Annotated in this window: 16 protein-coding genes; 6 read left to right on the top strand and 10 right to left on the bottom strand. The window is 46.7% G+C overall.

All coding sequences use genetic code 11. From position 1 onward, the window contains the following. Window positions 1-179: 179 nt before the first annotated feature. On the top strand, window positions 180-449 hold the full coding sequence (locus tag AACT21_RS13880; RefSeq protein ID WP_094127391.1) for a GreA/GreB family elongation factor: 270 nt from the start codon (window positions 180-182) through the stop codon (window positions 447-449). A 536-nt stretch (window positions 450-985) separates the two neighbouring features. Then, complete coding sequence (locus AACT21_RS13875; protein ID WP_010319943.1) at window positions 986-1423, top strand: Hsp20 family protein; 438 nt, start codon at window positions 986-988, stop codon at window positions 1421-1423. A 68-nt stretch (window positions 1424-1491) separates the two neighbouring features. Here the strand turns inward: AACT21_RS13875 and AACT21_RS13870 are convergent, their stop codons facing one another. The 3 genes from AACT21_RS13870 to glyQ form a co-directional block, all read right to left on the bottom strand. Next, window positions 1492-2739: a valine--pyruvate transaminase gene (locus AACT21_RS13870; protein ID WP_094163143.1), complete on the bottom strand. Its 1248-nt coding sequence runs from the start codon at window positions 2737-2739 to the stop codon at window positions 1492-1494. Between the two features lie 213 nt (window positions 2740-2952). Then, window positions 2953-5034: a glycine--tRNA ligase subunit beta gene (gene glyS / locus AACT21_RS13865; RefSeq protein ID WP_094163142.1), complete on the bottom strand. Its 2082-nt coding sequence runs from the start codon at window positions 5032-5034 to the stop codon at window positions 2953-2955. A 1-nt stretch (window position 5035) separates the two neighbouring features. Beyond that, complete coding sequence (gene glyQ, locus AACT21_RS13860) at window positions 5036-5953, bottom strand: glycine--tRNA ligase subunit alpha (RefSeq protein WP_013855568.1); 918 nt, start codon at window positions 5951-5953, stop codon at window positions 5036-5038. A gap of 415 nt (window positions 5954-6368) precedes the next feature. Here glyQ and AACT21_RS13855 point away from each other — a divergent pair, with 415 nt between their 5' ends. Further along, window positions 6369-6923 carry a TMEM165/GDT1 family protein gene (locus AACT21_RS13855; protein ID WP_017046363.1) on the top strand — a complete coding sequence of 185 codons (555 nt, stop codon included), beginning with the start codon at window positions 6369-6371 and terminating at the stop codon, window positions 6921-6923. A 155-nt stretch (window positions 6924-7078) separates the two neighbouring features. Then, window positions 7079-7339 (top strand): hypothetical protein, encoded by a 261-nt coding sequence (locus tag AACT21_RS13850; protein WP_010319938.1) that lies wholly within the window; start codon window positions 7079-7081, stop codon window positions 7337-7339. A gap of 83 nt (window positions 7340-7422) precedes the next feature. On the opposite strand, the gene tusA is transcribed toward AACT21_RS13850, so the two are convergent. Then, the gene (gene tusA / locus AACT21_RS13845) at window positions 7423-7671 is read right to left on the bottom strand and encodes a sulfurtransferase TusA (protein WP_020977692.1); all 249 of its coding nucleotides are present in this window, start codon (window positions 7669-7671) and stop codon (window positions 7423-7425) included. 133 nt (window positions 7672-7804) lie between these two features. Here tusA and AACT21_RS13840 point away from each other — a divergent pair, with 133 nt between their 5' ends. Together AACT21_RS13840 and AACT21_RS13835 are read left to right on the top strand one after the other, a co-directional pair. Further along, window positions 7805-7990 (top strand): hypothetical protein, encoded by a 186-nt coding sequence (locus tag AACT21_RS13840; protein WP_010319936.1) that lies wholly within the window; start codon window positions 7805-7807, stop codon window positions 7988-7990. 156 nt (window positions 7991-8146) lie between these two features. Next, window positions 8147-9091, top strand: coding sequence for a LysR family transcriptional regulator (locus AACT21_RS13835; RefSeq protein ID WP_013855564.1), 945 nt, complete (start codon window positions 8147-8149; stop codon window positions 9089-9091). A gap of 46 nt (window positions 9092-9137) precedes the next feature. Here AACT21_RS13835 and acuI read toward each other — a convergent pair whose 3' ends face one another. The 6 genes from acuI to ilvG all read right to left on the bottom strand — a co-directional run bounded on the left by acuI (window position 9138) and on the right by ilvG (window position 16547). Next, window positions 9138-10118 (bottom strand): acrylyl-CoA reductase (NADPH), encoded by a 981-nt coding sequence (gene acuI / locus AACT21_RS13830; protein ID WP_017049642.1) that lies wholly within the window; start codon window positions 10116-10118, stop codon window positions 9138-9140. A gap of 147 nt (window positions 10119-10265) precedes the next feature. Continuing rightward, window positions 10266-11804 (bottom strand): threonine ammonia-lyase, biosynthetic, encoded by a 1539-nt coding sequence (ilvA, locus tag AACT21_RS13825; RefSeq protein WP_017046359.1) that lies wholly within the window; start codon window positions 11802-11804, stop codon window positions 10266-10268. Window positions 11805-11807: 3 nt separating this feature from the next. Then, window positions 11808-13649, bottom strand: a complete 1842-nt coding sequence (ilvD, locus tag AACT21_RS13820) for a dihydroxy-acid dehydratase (protein ID WP_094163141.1) — start codon at window positions 13647-13649, stop codon at window positions 11808-11810. A 16-nt stretch (window positions 13650-13665) separates the two neighbouring features. After that, on the bottom strand, window positions 13666-14604 hold the full coding sequence (gene ilvE, locus AACT21_RS13815) for a branched-chain-amino-acid transaminase (protein ID WP_010319931.1): 939 nt from the start codon (window positions 14602-14604) through the stop codon (window positions 13666-13668). A gap of 12 nt (window positions 14605-14616) precedes the next feature. Next, on the bottom strand, window positions 14617-14901 hold the full coding sequence (gene ilvM, locus AACT21_RS13810; protein WP_094163140.1) for an acetolactate synthase 2 small subunit: 285 nt from the start codon (window positions 14899-14901) through the stop codon (window positions 14617-14619). After that, window positions 14901-16547 (bottom strand): acetolactate synthase 2 catalytic subunit, encoded by a 1647-nt coding sequence (gene ilvG / locus AACT21_RS13805; protein WP_094163139.1) that lies wholly within the window; start codon window positions 16545-16547, stop codon window positions 14901-14903. Before ilvG ends, ilvM begins: the two co-directional genes overlap by 1 nt. Window positions 16548-16792: the final 245 nt, after the last annotated feature.

Genomic DNA, 16792 nt, shown 5'->3' with positions numbered 1-16792 from the left:
GGTCTAACTTTCGGATATTATCTAATCTATTTTTGGAATTATTGTAAGGAGTAATAAATATCAACTTATTTAAGCGTTGGCTTGTTTTTTTCAAAAGTAAAATAATAACAAGCTTATTTGTTACCTATCAGTCTCCACTGATTTTACTGACTCTTTTCGAGAGAATAGAAGCAGAATCATTGGCCAGATCTACGGCAGAGCGCCGAGTCAACGTTGGAGATAGGGTCAGCTTTGTTGATACAGAAAAGTGTCAACCTTATCAAATTATTATAGTGCTTGGTGAGCGGAACAACCCTAATGATGGTCTCGTATCACTTTACTCTTATTTAGGCGCTTCTATTTTTGGATTACGTGAACAAGAGTGCTTTAAATTATATATTTTAGGAAAAGAGCGAGAATATAAAGTGGTTAATATTCTTCCTGAAAAGTCACTAACGTGTGTAAATTAAATTTCTTCGTTAAAATAAGGAGATTACTATGAGTAAGAAAGATATGAAAAAAGCGCAACTTAGCCTAAAAGAAAAGCGGAAATTAAAGCAAGAAAAAATGGAAGAAAGCAGTGTAATTAAAGAAAGGAAAAAACGCGGAAAATAAAATAAGTTTTCATCGGTTAAAGTGCAAAATAAAGCCTAATGATATCGTTAGGCTTTTTTATGTCTCTGTATTGACTCTATATCCTGCTAATGAAGGCTTTGTAACCCTACGGAGTATCAGTTTGATTTGATGTTCTCTTTCTAGTTTCTGCTCGCTTTAGCGAGGACTAAAAAATTTTTCAAAAAATCCTTGAAAAGAATTTTAGTGCCCCTATATCTATCAATGAAGAGGATGCCGTAAGGACCTCTGGAATGGCGACACAGGTTTGCTCTCTTAAGAGGAGCCTTGTGTTGTGATCATTAAATGTGTTGTTAGCTCCATGTTGAAAGAATGGCTGCTAACGGCTTAGCGCCTATGCGCTAAGGCTATTGCTTATGATGAGGATAGTATGATGAGAACAGTAGATTTCACTCCTTTATACCGCAACGCAATTGGTTTTGACCGTCTATTAAACATGATGGAATCCAGTTCAGCGAAGAATAGCTCTGCGGGTTACCCTCCGTACAATATTGAACAGCAAGACGACAATAAATATCGCATCACGATGGCGGTAGCTGGTTTTTCTGAAGAGCAGATTGAGATTACTCAACAAGAAAATACGCTGATTGTGCGTGGCGAACGTAAACCCGAAGAGAATAAAAACTACGTCTACCAAGGTATTGCTGAGCGCGATTTTGAACGTAAATTCCAATTGGCCGACTATGTCAAAGTACTCGGAGCCACAATGGAAAATGGCTTGCTACACGTGGATCTTGAACGTGAAACACCTGAAGCGATGCAACCACGTAAAATTGCGATTAATGGTAAAAACTTAATTGAGAACAATTAAGTTACTGGCCACATTAAAGTAGTGAAAGAGCGCCAAAAGGCGCTCTTTTTCATGGCAGAAAGGATGAATTACTGTTGATACGCTAATGCCACTTCTTGAGCAATAATTTGAATGCCCTTTTGCATGGCTTCATCATCTTGCACGTAGTTCATGCGCAGACACTGATGCGCGTGTTGCCAATCGTCTTGTTGACCAATAAAGAAATATTCACCCGGTACAATCAATACTCCTCTGGCTTTTAGACGTTGGTAAAGTTCCATCGTGGTGATGGGGAGCTCATCAAACCAGAGCCATAAAAAGATCGCCCCTTCTGGTTTATGGATACGAAAGCGCGGGTCGCTAATGGCTTGCTTGAGTAACTCGACTGCTCTTTGTGATTTCTGCTGGTAGAAGGGTTTGATCACATCGCGACTGAGCCTTAATAGATCGCCTTTTTCAATCATGTGATGAGCAATGGCTGGGCCGATGCTGCCTGGCGCTAAACTAATGATGCCATTCATGTTGGTTAATGCTTGGGTAATGGTTTCGTTGGCAATGACGATACCGCAGCGCACACCGGGTAAACCCAGTTTCGAAAGGCTCATGCATAAAATGGTGTTGTCATTCCAAAAGGGTTCAATCTCTTCAAAAATGATGTTGGGAAATGGAACGCCGTATGCATTGTCGATAATCAGTGGGATATTGTTCTCTCTAGCCAGCTTATCGAGCTTGTGGATCTCTTGTTCTGTGAGCACATTTCCCGTCGGATTGGTTGGACGGGAAGCACAAATGGCGGCTATCGACGAATCCACGCTCAAGGTTTCGAAATCCACGTGGTATTTGAATAAGCCATTGTCGAGTAGTTCTATTTCTGGGCGATAGGAGACAAAAATATCTTCATCTATCCCGGCATCACCATAACCAATATATTCAGGCGCTAATGGCAGTAAAATTTTCTTATGTGAACCGTCAGCTTGCTGGCCAGCAAACAGATTAAATAGATAGAAAAATCCACTCTGGCTGCCATTGGTTAAGCTAATGTTCTTTTCACTGATTTCCCAGCCATAGGTTTCTTTGAGCAGTTTTGCGAGAGATTTAACGAACAGATCTTTACCTTGTGGGCCATCATAGTTGGCGAGGGCAGCGATCAGTTCACCACTGCTGAGCATGTCAGCACTGGTTTGATGAAAGTAGTCAATCATGGCGGGAATGGCGGCTGGGTTACCACCGCCGAGCATAATGGCTCCGGGGGTGCGCAGGCCATCATTGAGATCGTCCATTAACTGGGTAATACCGGAATACTGATTAAATTTTTCACCAAATTTCGAAAACTGCATTGCTGACTGCCTAATTCATTCTTGTATTTGCTTGCATAAAGGGGCATGAAACGATGCCATGCCCATCGAGTAATCCTTGAACATACCCCAATGTTTTTGCGAGTCAAAGCACTATTTTTCGCCAAATAACACACTGCGGTCAGATAAAACAAAAAGCCCAGCGGATGGCCGCTGGGCTTTGATAGATTAATTTGTGTGCCGAAATATCAGCAACTACTTTTGCAGCAGTGAAATATCAGCAATTTGTAGGAACAGATTACGCAAGTTGTTGAGCAGCGTTAAACGGTTTTGTTTTAATGCTTCATCGTCTGCCATCACCATGACATTATCAAAGAAAGCATCAACAGGTTCACGTAGTGCTGCCAGCTTGCTCAATGCTTGTTGGTAATCACCGGTAGCGAAAGCAGGTTCTAGTGCTTCGGTCATCACTTCCACTTCTTCCGCTAAGGCTTTTTCGGCCGCTTCTTGAAGAAGTGTTAGGTTGATTTCTGCAGCCAGTTCACCGTCAAATTTCGCTAAAATGTTACCGACACGCTTGTTTGCCGCCGCTAGGGCTTCAGCCGCTTCCAGTTCACGGAAGTGGGAAACTGCTTTAACACGTTTGTCAAAATCAGCGGGTTTGGTTGGACGACGAGCAAGTACCGCTTGGATGATGTCGACGCTAAAACCTTCATCTTGATACCAAGCACGGAAACGGCCAAGCATAAACTCAATTACATCGTGCTCAACGTTGTCGTTGGTAAGGCGATCACCAAACAGCGATTTCGCTTTTGCTACGAGGTCAACTAAGTCCAAGTTATAGCCGTATTCAACGATGATGCGCAGTACACCCAGTGATGCGCGACGCAGAGCAAAGGGATCCGAGCCTTTTGGTGCTTGGCCAATACCGAAGATGCCGACTATGGTGTCTAGCTTGTCTGCGATTGCCACAGCGGCGGAAACGCCATTGGTTGGCAGAGCATCGCCAGCAAAGCGTGGCATGTACTGTTCGTTTAGTGCAACGGCGACTTCTTCTGCTTCTCCGTCATGGCGAGCATAATGCATACCCATCACGCCTTGCGTGTCGGTAAATTCAAACACCATTGAGGTCATCAAATCGCATTTAGCCAGTAAGCCCGCACGTTTTGATTTTTCTACATCCGCGCCAATCTGTTCTGCAATGTAACCAGCCAGTTCAGTAATACGGTCAGTTTTATCTTTAATCGTACCCAACTGCTGTTGGAAAATCGCGGTTTCTAGTCGTGGTAGACGATCGACTAATTTGCTTTTGAGATCGGTATTAAAGAAGAATTCCGCGTCCGCTAAGCGTGGACGAACGACTTTCTCGTTGCCTTCGATAACATGGCGAGGCTCTTTCGACTCGATGTTAGAGACGAAAATAAAGTTAGGCAGCAATTGCTTATTCGCATCGCTCATCTGATGAGAATAAACCGGGAAGTATTTTTGGTCACCTTTCATGGTGTAAACCAAAGCTTCTGACGGTACTTTAAGGAATTTTTCTTCAAATTTCGCCGTAAGCACCACTGGCCATTCAACCAGTGAGGTCACTTCTTCAACCAAGTCATCGTCAAGATCGGCAACACCGCCAACCTGTAGCGCTGCTTTTTGTGCATCCGCAATAATTATTGCTTTACGCGCATCGTAATCGGCGATCACTTTACCGCGCTGTTCTAAAATCGCTGGGTATTGTTCTGCTGAATCGATGGTGAACTCTTTTTCGCCCATAAAGCGGTGACCACGAATGGTGCGCGCAGAAGCTACGCCTAAGATCTCACCTTCGATCAGTTTATCACCCATCAAAATAGTCAGAGTTTTTACTGGGCGGATAAATTGTGTTTCTTTATCACCCCAGCGCATGGGTTTGGCGATAGGCAAGTTTGCTAACGCTTTGGCGGCAAGTTCAACCACAATGGCTTTGGCATCTTGGCCTTTGACTTCCTGTTTGAACAGTAGCCATTCACCTTGTTCTGTTGTTAGGCGATCCGCTTGCTCAACAGTAATGCCGTTACCACGCGCCCAGCCTTGTGCTGCTTTGGTTGGATTGCCATCGGCATCAAAAGCAACAGAAATAGCGGGGCCACGTTTTTCGACCACTTTATCCGCTTGACCTTGGGCCAAGTTGGTCACTTTCAGTGCTAAACGGCGAGGGGTTGCAAACCATTTGATGCCTTCGTGTGCCAGTTCAGCGGTTTTCAATTCTGCGGCAAAGTTAGCCGCAAACGCTTCAGCCAAAGTGCGAAGTTGTTTTGGTGGTAGCTCTTCTGTGCCTAATTCAATTAGAAATTCTTTTGCCATCTTATTTGTCCTCACCCTTTTTACACATAGGGAAGCCGAGTGCTTCACGAGATGCGTAGTACGCTTCTGCAACCGCTTTGGTCAGGTTACGGATACGTAGGATGTAACGTTGACGTTCTGTCACCGAAATCGCTTTACGCGCGTCCAATAGGTTAAAGGCATGGCCCGCTTTCAAAATACGCTCATAGGCAGGAAGTGGCAGCGGTTTTTCTAGCTCAAGTAGATGCTTACACTCTTTTTCGCACTGGTCGAAGAAAGTGAAAAGAAAATCGACATCCGCGTGTTCGAAGTTGTAAGTGGATTGTTCGACTTCATTTTGATGGTAAATGTCACCATAGGTGACTTTACCTAATGGGCCATCTGTCCAGACTAAGTCATACACTGAATCCACGCCTTGAATGTACATGGCAAGACGTTCAATACCGTAAGTGATTTCACCAGTTACAGGTTTGCACTCAAGGCCGCCGACTTGTTGGAAGTAAGTAAATTGAGTTACTTCCATGCCGTTTAGCCACACTTCCCAGCCAAGACCCCAAGCACCTAAGGTTGGGTTTTCCCAGTTATCTTCCACGAAACGAATATCGTGTACTAGTGGGTCAACACCGAGCACCTCTAAAGACCCTAAATACAACTCTTGAATGTTGTCTGGTGAAGGTTTGATGATGACTTGGAATTGGTAATAGTGTTGCAGGCGGTTTGGGTTTTCACCATAACGACCGTCCGTTGGACGACGAGAGGGTTGAACATACGCCGTTGCAATGGGCTCTGGGCCTAAAGCTCGCAGGCATGTCATTGGGTGAGAGGTTCCTGCACCAACTTCCATGTCTAATGGTTGAACAATGGTACAGCCTTGTTGGGCCCAATAATCCTGCAGCGCGAGGATCATACCCTGAAAGGTTTTGATATCGTATTTTTGCATAGTCAGGTTCGCGCGATTCTTCTGTCTGAATGGATGAAAATAACGAACAAGTATACCCAGATATTCGCTCAGCGAGTAGGGGTAATCTTGCTTAATTAATGGTCGAAAATCCGTTTTGGTCGAATTTATCGCATCGATTGTGCCAAATTCCTGCACATGAACGATTTTGACTTATTTCTAACTTGAGATTTTCACTCGGCCTGATTAGAATTGCGCCGTCTTTGGGGAGTAGCTTACCAGTGAGATTTCTTATCTTAACGGTTCGTTCGTCAACATAATTGGTGCCAAATCACCGTGGCGTTCGAGGCTAAAGTCATTTTTAGCTTAGCAAGACCTTAGACAAACATCACAAACCGGGGTGGGGAGTGGCGTTTGTCTATGGTTATTATAATTATCCCGCCCCATTGAGCCTGTCGTGAGCGTATTAGCTATTTCAATTACTACCGTCGCCTTAGCTGAAATTGGCGATAAAACCCAACTGCTTTCTCTGCTGCTAGCCAGTCGTTATCGTAAACCTTTGCCTATTATTGCCGCCATTTTTGTCGCAACGATGGTTAACCATGCACTCGCTGCTTGGCTGGGCGTGGTCGTTGCCGATTACCTGTCACCAGAAATCCTTAAATGGGTGTTGGTTGCCAGCTTCCTTGCCATGGCGGGGTGGGTATTAATTCCAGACAAACTCGACGGCGATGAAAAAATTACCAATCGAGGTCCTTTTGTCGCCAGTTTTATTGCTTTTTTTGTCGCTGAAATTGGCGATAAAACCCAAATAGCAACGTCTATTCTTGGTGCGCAATATGCGGATGCTCTACTGTGGGTGGTGCTCGGAACGACAATTGGTATGTTGCTGGCTAACGTACCTGTGGTGCTGATTGGTAAATTATCCGCCGATAAAATGCCGCTAGGACTTATTCGTAAAATCACGGCGGTACTCTTTTTGATATTAGCGATCGGCGCGGCGATTTGGTAATTCCAATCGATTAGATGATTGGGCGAGTGAGCGTGACACAATTTATTACTCAACTTGTCGCCCAACGTCTACGGTTGCGTGATGAGTGACAAATTTATGCCATACTGGTCATGTTACTGTAGTGCTAGATGATGCAAGTCTAAGAGGGAATGCATATGCTGACACGTTATATGGGAATGACCGCCAAGAGCCAAAGTTACTTGTTTACGTTCGGTTTTGTGCTGACGTTGTTGGGTATGGCGTTGACGGAAATGTGGCTACCCATGGTGGCCGGCGCAATCATATTGTGTGGCTTAATGGTGGAATCTTGGATCCGAGTCGCGCACATTATCCCGATGCACGATGAAATTCGAACCCTGCAAAAGCAGATCACAAAACTGCAATCAGAGATCCGCACCATCGAGTTTAATGAGTAGTGTGCAGCGCAATGAATTAATAGCAAAAGGCGGCCTTTTTGAGGTCGCCTTTTCTTTTGCGTACGCATCACTTAGATCGAGGCTTAACTCAATCCTTTCTTAATCAAATAGAGATAGGGCAATGTGTCCACTTTCTCCGCAATTAACTGATGATCCATAAAGCGGCAAAAACTGGGAATGTCTCGAGTGGTTGACGGGTCATCGGCTTTCACTAGTAAAATTTCGCCATCTTGCATGGTTCGAATGGTTTTTCTGACCATCATTACAGGCTCGGGACAGCGCAATCCTTCGGCTTCGAGTATTTGTGTGGCAAGTGCCGGATCAAATGTCATATTCAAACCTAATCGATGTTATCGCAAGGCGTAGATAATACTGGCGAGGAAAAAATATTCAATAACCACTTGGCAAAGTGATCTTTTTGTTTTAACTTACTTAACAAGTTGATAACAATTTTGTGAGGCACTTATGTTAACAGCGCTTGATAGGTTAACCATTTATTCGGTTCTCTGCTTTATCTCATTTTGTGCCTTAGTGATGCGAACGCCTGCAGAAACGTCATGGATGCCACTTTTTGGTGTCAGTGCGTCACTGGTTGGGATCTGGCTTGAGATGCATCTTTGGAAAGGCATCTCAGAAGAGCAGAATCACTAATCCATCACATATTGATCAACGCATTGCACTAATACGACACGTAACACATTCCGACACTATCCCCATTTTCTTGGGCTTCCCCGCTGAAAGGCGGGATTTTTTTTGCCTAACGCGTACACTGAGCCTATTTACCAATGATAAAAGTGGGGTTATTGCATGGAGTTGGAAGATATCTATCGTCGCGATCTGAATTTATTGATTGCATTGAGAGTGTTGATAGAAGAGAGCAGTGTCAGTAAAGCGGCCCAGCGTTTAAATCTTAGCCAGTCAGCCATGAGCCGTGTATTAGGCCGGTTACGTGATCTGCTCAATGATCCTCTTTTTACGCGCCAAGGTCAGCATCTCATTCCGACTGAAAAAGCGCTGGAGCTTAATCGTGCCTTAGGCGAGCCATTGGAGTCTCTACGTCAAATCCTTTCACCTGTTGAATTTGACCCCCAGCAATGTGAACAAACCTTCACCATTGCCACGACAGATTACGCAATGCAGACCATCTTACCGTTTGCTTTACCAAGGATATATCAAGAGGCACCAAACGTGTCGTTTGAGTTTTTACCTTTGCAGCATGATAGGTTGGCCGATCAACTGACTTATGAAGGAGCTGATTTAGCGATTTGTCGCCCAACGTCGCCAGTAGCACCATTGATGAGTGAGGTGCTTGGGCGAGTCGGTGTGCTTTGTTTGCTCTCCCAACACCATCCGTTGGCGAATCGGCAGATCTCTTTAGCGGATTACCTGACATACCCTCATGCGATGATTGCGATCAGTGATGGTGTTAATGCCTTAATTGAACAAGCATTAAGTGGGCAGCCTAAACGGAAAATGGTGCTCAGAGCCTATCATTTAGAAGCTGCGCTAGCGATTGTTGATACCATGCCATTGATTATTACGGTGCCTGCGGATCTGGCCTATTTAGTGGCAGAACGTTACGCATTGGTGGTGAAGCCGTTACCGTTTCAGTTTACGCCGTTTGACTACTCTATGATTTGGCACTCGCGATGTGAGCATTCTCCTGCCCAAGAATGGTTAAGGCAGATCGTCAAACAAGAGTGCAGTCGGTTGATTGCTAAGCGTATTGAAGAGATGCAGTTAGAGGGATAAAAATCATCAAGCTTTGAGTAAGACCAAAGCTTGATGAATGAATGGTTTAAAGCTTAATCACCACGCGACCAGTCACTTGACCATTGGTGATCGTTTCAGCGTACTGCGCTGTTTGTTCGAGGGTGATTTCCTCACACGCTTGCTCAAAGTAGCTTGCAGGTAGCAGTTTCGCTAAGCTTTCCCATGCTGCCATGCGTTTTTCTAGCGGGCAAGAGACGGAGTCGACACCTTGCAGGCGTACATTGCGCAAAATGAACGGCATGACGGTGGTGGGTAAATCAAAACCACCCGCTAAACCACACGCGGCAACCGTGCTGTTGTAGTCCATTTGGGCTAACACTTTGGCTAACATTTTGCTGCCTACTGTATCGACCGCGCCAGCCCAAATCTGTTTTTCCAGCGGACGAGCTGGTTCTTCAAATTCGCTGCGATCAATAATGCGGCTTGCTCCTAGTTTTTCTAGCAGTGGACCATTTTGTTCAACACGACCGGTTACCGCAGCAACTGTATAACCTAGCTTAGCTAATAGTGTTACAGCAACTGAACCCACGCCGCCACTGGCACCCGTCACCAATATTTCACCCTTTTCCGGTTGAATACCCGCATCTAAAATGGCTTGCACGCAAAGCATGGCAGTAAAGCCAGCAGTGCCAATCATCATCGCTTTTTTGCTATCAAGACCGTGCGCGAGTGGTACTAACCAATCGGCTTTCAAGCGTGCTTTTTGCGCCATACCACCCCAATGGTTTTCACCCACTCCCCAACCGGTTAGTACAACTTTATCACCGGTTTGGTAGCGAGTATCTTGGGATTCAAGTACGGTTCCCGCAAGATCAATGCCCGGTACCATAGGGAAATTGCGAATGATTTTGCCTTTACCTGTAATGGCTAAACCATCTTTGTAATTCAATGATGAGTAATCGACCGCGACTAAAACTTCACCTTGCGGTAATTGTGATTCGTCGATTTGTTCAATGGTGGCAACTGTGTTTTTTTCTTGTTGATTAAGGATTAACGCTTTAAACATTCGGATCTCCAGATTGGCACAGCAAGCATAAGATGTCGCTAAGTGTAGTACTGAATTAACTATGACTAAAATGAAACTTTAGCATTGGTTCTATGCGTATTATGCATCACTCATAAAAAATGCCAGTCGTGGGACTGGCATTGAGCTTTAGGATAAGAAGAACTGGTATGAAGGATTGTCCGTCTCATCTTTGCATTGGTAACCCAATTCTCTAAGGTGAGCGGAGAAGCGGTTTAAATCGCTTTCTTCGAGTTCAAAACCACACAATACGCGGCCATAATCGGCGCCATGATTGCGGTAATTAAACAAGCTAATGTTCCAGTGTGTGCCAAGCGTGCTGAGAAATTTCAGCAGAGCGCCCGGATATTCCGGAAATTCGAAGCTGTATAATCGCTCTTTTAGCGGCTTAGAGGGTTTGCCTCCAATCATATAACGGACATGCAGTTTGGCCATTTCATCATCCGATAGATCCACCACAGGGTAGCCACCTTGGCGTAAATCGTGAATGATGTTGTCGAGCTCTTCTTGCCCACTTAACAGGCGTACACCGACGAAAATGTTGGCCAGCTTGTCATCGTTATAGCGATAGTTGAACTCGGTGACCGCACGGCCGCCAATGATATTGCAAAACTCAAAAAACGCGCCTTGACGTTCAGGTATGGTCACCGCCAAAAGCCCTTCACGTTTTTCGCCTAGCTCACATCGCTCCGACACGTAACGCAAGCCGTGGAAATTGGTGTTAGCCCCTGAAAGTACGGTGCCTAACTGTTTATCCACCAGCTTATGTTTTTCCGCGAATTTCTTCAGACCAGCCAGAGCAAGCGCTCCAGAAGGTTCGGCAATCGCACGCGTGTCTTCGAAGATATCTTTAACCGCCGAGCAGATTTCATCGCTTGATACCGTGATGTGGCCATCAATGTATTGCTGACACAAACGGAAGGTTTCATCACCAATACGTTTTACCGCGACACCGTCGGCAAACATGCTGACTTGGTCAAGCACCACGGGTTTACCTGCCTCGAGTGCTGCTTTTAAACAAGCAGAATCTTCAGGTTCAACCGCAATGACTTTGATTTCTGGCATCAGCTGTTTGATGAGCACCGCGACCCCAGCGGCTAAACCGCCACCGCCGACTGGTACAAAAATGTAATCAAGGTGGCCATTTTGTTGCAGCATTTCCATGCCAATAGTGCCTTGCCCTGCAATGACCAGTGGGTGATCGAACGGTGGGACAAACGTATAACCTTGCTCGTGAGCCAAGCGTTCCGCTTCGGCTTTGGCTTCATCAAAGTTGTTGCCATGCAAAATCACCAAACCGCCAAAACCGCGCACCGCTTCGACTTTGATATCAGGGGTAGTTTTAGGCATCACAATGGTGGTTTTAATGCCTAATTTTGTTCCCGATAGAGCCATTCCCTGCGCGTGGTTGCCTGCTGACGCGGCAATCACCCCTGCTTGTTTTTGCACCTCAGATAAACTCGACACCATATTATAAGCGCCGCGTAATTTAAAAGAGTGCACAGGCTGGCGATCTTCACGCTTGAGCTGAACGCGATTTTTGATGCGCGCCGATAAGCGGGGCATATCCTGCAGTGGCGTCACCGTTGCGACGTCATACACGGGGGCGCGCAGGATCTGGCGCAGATAATCTGCGCCAGTTTGAGTTGCGTTACCTGAGTCGCTCATCCGCTAGCCCTCGAGCTTAGATTTGTCTCGAACAGCCCCTTTATCAGCGCTGGTGGCCATACTTGCGTAGGCTTTCAATGCCAAAGAGACTTCACGCTGGCGATTGACAGGTTTCCAACCGAGCTGGTCTTGTTTTACGCGGCGCTCAGCCAGTTCAGCTTCTGAAACGTTGAGCGTAATGGAGCGGTTTGGAATATCGATGGCGATAATATCCCCAGAGTTCACCAAACCTATCGTTCCGCCGTTTGCAGCTTCTGGAGAAACGTGACCAATTGATAAACCAGAAGTCCCCCCAGAGAAACGACCGTCAGTCAGTAGCGCGCACTCTTTGCCTAGCCCCATTGATTTGAGGTACGTGGTTGGGTAAAGCATTTCTTGCATACCCGGGCCGCCTTTCGGGCCTTCATAGCGGATGATGACAACATCGCCAGCCTTCACTTTACCGCCTAAAATGCCTTCAACGGCACTTTCTTGGCTTTCAAAGACCACGGCTGGGCCTGCAAATTTCAGACTACCTTCATCAACCCCTGCTGTTTTTACAATACAGCCGTCAACGGCAATGTTGCCTGATAGGACGGCTAGGCCACCATCTTGGCTAAAAGCATGCTCTTTGGTACGAATACAGCCTTCTTTGCGATCGTCATCGAGGCGATCCCATCGGCATTGTTGTGAGAAGGCTTTAGTGGTACGAATGCCCGCAGGACCGGCACGGAAAAAGGTTAAGACGTCTTCGTCGTCCGTTTGCATGATGTCGTATTGAGCCAACTGCTCTTTCATCGATAAACCCAACACGGTGCGAGTTTGATTGTTGATGAGACCGGCGCGATCCAATTCACCAAGAATCGCCATCACGCCACCCGCGCGGTGTACATCTTCCATGTGATATTTTTGAGTCGATGGCGCGACTTTACACAGATGAGGTACGCGGCGTGACATGCGGTCGATATCACCCATGTCAAAATCGATTTCACCTTCTTGAGCGCCTGCTAATAGGTGCAATACGGTGTTGGTTGAGCCGCCCATAGCAATATCGAGCGCCATCGCATTTTCGAATGCGGCTTTGTTGGCAATATTACGCGGCAAAGCAGATGCATCATCTTGCTCGTAGTAACGCTTGGTTAATTCAACAATGCGTTTACCTGCGTTGATGAAGAGCGCCTCACGATCGGCATGCGTGGCCAACATCGAACCATTACCTGGTTGAGAAAGCCCCAACGCTTCGGTGAGACAGTTCATCGAGTTGGCGGTAAACATGCCAGAACAAGAACCACAGGTTGGGCAGGCCGAGCGTTCAATTTGTTCACTTTGTGCATCGGAGACTTTAGGGTCAGCGCCTTGGATCATCGCATCGACTAAATCGAGTTTGATGATTTGATCAGAAAGCTTGGTTTTACCCGCTTCCATTGGCCCGCCAGAAACAAAGATGACGGGAATATTAATGCGCAGTGCCGCCATCATCATCCCAGGGGTGATTTTGTCGCAGTTGGAAATGCAGACCATCGCGTCAGCGCAGTGCGCATTAACCATGTACTCGACAGAGTCTGCGATCAACTCGCGTGAGGGCAGTGAGTACAGCATGCCGCCATGTCCCATGGCGATACCATCATCTACCGCGATGGTATTAAATTCTTTGGCGATGCCGCCGGCTTTTTCGATTTCACCCGCAACCAATTGCCCCATATCTTTGAGGTGCACGTGGCCCGGTACGAATTGAGTGAACGAGTTAACCACCGCAATAATCGGCTTACCGAAATCTTCATCTTTGACGCCAGTGGCGCGCCATAATGCGCGCGCTCCAGCCATATTACGTCCGTGTGTCGTCGTTGCGGATCTATACTTTGGCATTGTCTATCGTCCTCTATTACTTCGGTTGTGGGTACACGTAATCCAACCAGCCCCACTTGTCTTCAGTGGTGCCGTTAAATAGGCCAAAGTAAGCTTCTTGCATCACTTTCGTGATTGGCCCACGTTTGCCCTCTCCAACCGTAATTTGGTCTACGCTCCGTACAGGGACGATTTCGGCGGCGGTGCCAGTCATAAAAATTTCGTCAGCAAGATAGAGAGCTTCACGCGCAATGTTCACTTCACGCACTTCGTAACCCATTTCTTTAGCCAGCGTCATGATCGAATCACGCGTGATACCCGGCAAGATGGAGCTGGTGGTTGGTGGCGTGAGCAGCACACCGTTTTTGATGACGAAAATGTTTTCGCCTGCACCTTCAGATAAATAACCATCCACGCTTAAGGCGATACCTTCGGCATAGCCATGACGACGAGCTTCACCACCGACAAGCAGAGACGATAAATAGTTACCACCCGCTTTGGCTGCGGTTGGTATGGTGTTTGGCGCAGCGCGATGCCAGCTAGAAACCATCGCATCCACACCATTTTCTAGCGCTTCATCACCTAAGTAAGCACCCCAAGGGAAGGCGGCAATGATTAACTCCATTTCAGTATTCACTGGTGGGCAAACGCCAAGGCCAACGTTGCCAACAAAGCCAAGTGGGCGAATGTAGGCTGAATCCAGTTTATTGACGCGCAATGTTTCACGTGTCGCTTCCATGATCTCTTCTATCGTATAGGGGATAGGGAAACGGTAAATTTTTGCTGAATCTTTTAGGCGTTGAGCGTGCTCTTTATGACGGAAGACGATTGGACCTTTAGGAGTGTTATAACAACGCACACCTTCAAACACCGAGGTGCCGTAGTGCATTGCGTGTGTCAGTACATGAACGTTTGCATTTGCCCACGGAACCATTTCACCGTTGAACCAAATGTAATCTGCAGTTTTTGTTGCCATTTATTGCCTTCCTTATGCACAAATCTTTTGTTGTAAATTGTTATTCGGTAGTTCGTTATTTTTTATTGGGGTGACATCGACACTGCGAATATCCCATAATTTTTCAATTTGATTGATCAGTGTGCTGATGGGGCGATCACTATCAACAATGATTTCAATACTGGCGACTTTGCTGGCGTGGTTTTGCGTTGCGGCCACTTGTTTTATCACAAATCCACGATGGCGAATCACGCGCAGAACACGCTCTAATAGCACCGGTTTATCATCGGCTTTGATGTCTAATAGGTATCTATCCATTAGGTGTTCTCCAACATATCACTATTTGAGGCGCCCGGTGGTACAAGCGGCCATACGTTTTCTTCTTCATCAATCAAAACGTGAAGCAGATAAGCTGTTTTGCTGGCCAGCATTTCTTTAAGTGCTGGTTCAACTTCTTCTTTTTTGGTGATGGTTTTGCCAGGAATATCGAACGCCTTAGCTAGCATCACGAAATCTGGGTTGTCATCCAAAATCGTTTCACTATGGCGGCCATCAAAGAATAGCGATTGCCATTGGCGCACCATACCTAAACGGTGGTTGTTCAGTAGTACCATCTTGACCGGGATTTGGCGGCGCTTGAGCGTACCAAGTTCTTGAACATTCATCATGAACGAGCCATCCCCAGAAATGAGAATGGATTGATCATCTGGGCGAGCAACGGCAGCGCCCATTGAGGCTGGCAACCCAAAGCCCATAGTGCCAAGGCCAGCTGAGGTGATGAAGTTCTGTGGAGCACGCGGCTGAATGTGTTGCGCGGCCCACATTTGATGTTGGCCAACGTCGGTTGAGACGATGGCTGAATCGGGCATCATGTCGGACAGTTGTTTGAGTAACAATGGTGCAAAAATGAGATCGCCCGGGTGGTCATAGCGCCACTTAAAGCCACTGCGCAAACTTTCACTGTGGTGAACCCACGGTGCGATATCACGCGTCAGTTCCAGTTGTGGAAGAATGAGATTGATGTTACCACGTAGTGACGCATTGGCGATCCGGAGTTTATTAAACTCGGCCGCATCGATATCGATATGAATCACTTTGGCGTGTGGTGCAAAAGTATCCAGTTTTCCCGTTACTCGGTCATCAAAGCGCGCTCCAACCACAATCAACAAATCACACTCTTGAACGACCAAGTTTGCCGCCTTAGTCCCGTGCATACCAAGCATGCCAAGGTAATGCGGATCATGACGCTCAATCGTGCCCAAGCCTTTTAAAGTGCTTACTGATGGCATCGGATTGAGGCGTAAAAACTCGCGTACGGAATCGGTCGCTTTGGCCAGTTGAACGCCACCGCCAACATACAATACAGGACGAGAGCTTTGTGAAAGCAGTTGTTGCGCTGCGTGAAGCTGCTCTTGGCTGGCAACTGGCATGGCTGGCGCAGTGAACGCAGGTAGCTCAGTCACGGGGGTTTTTGCCAGTTGTACATCTTTAGCGATATCCACAATCACCGGGCCGGGGCGACCCGCTTTTGCTACCTCAAAGGCTTCGGCAAGGGTGGGTGCGAGATCGTGGATATCGGTAACGAGGTAGCTGTGTTTGGTGCAAGAGAGTGACATACCAATCACGTCCATCTCTTGAAAAGCATCGGTACCAATGTGCGAGCTTGCGACTTGGCCGGTGATGGCGACAAGGGGGATTGAGTCAAGAAATGCATCGGCAAGACCAGTGACCAAATTGGTCGCTCCGGGTCCTGAGGTGGCCATGCACACCGCGACATCTTGTGTCGAGCGCGCCATGCCAATCGCCGCCATGGCTGCACCTTGTTCGTGGCGACAGAGGATGTGTTCTACACCGCCATCGTATAATGCATCATAGATTGGCATGATAGCGCCGCCGGGATAACCAAAAACGGTTTTGATTCCCTGCTGCTTTAATGCGGCTACAACCAGTTGTGCTCCTGTCATCGTAACCCTCCCAAACTGTGTATGGCACAGTAAACCATGTTGTGTTTGCACTTCATGTGCGCTCCCATTCTTCCTGTCATATCGGGTTGGATAATCACCAACCAGTATGAACTTTTTAGTTTAATAGTTGTAAAAAAACCCCCGGACTTTTCAGTGCGGGGGTCTTTTGAATCTGGTGGTTATTTTGCGCCCACTAGCCCCCGCGCGGAATCAATAATGACCACGATAATCAGGCTTAGCAGTAG

It is taken from the genome of Vibrio sp. V08_P9A1T1 (genome assembly GCF_963874405.1).
GTDB lineage: Bacteria > Pseudomonadota > Gammaproteobacteria > Enterobacterales > Vibrionaceae > Vibrio > Vibrio anguillarum.
This window is presented reverse-complemented; position numbering and strand designations above follow the sequence as displayed.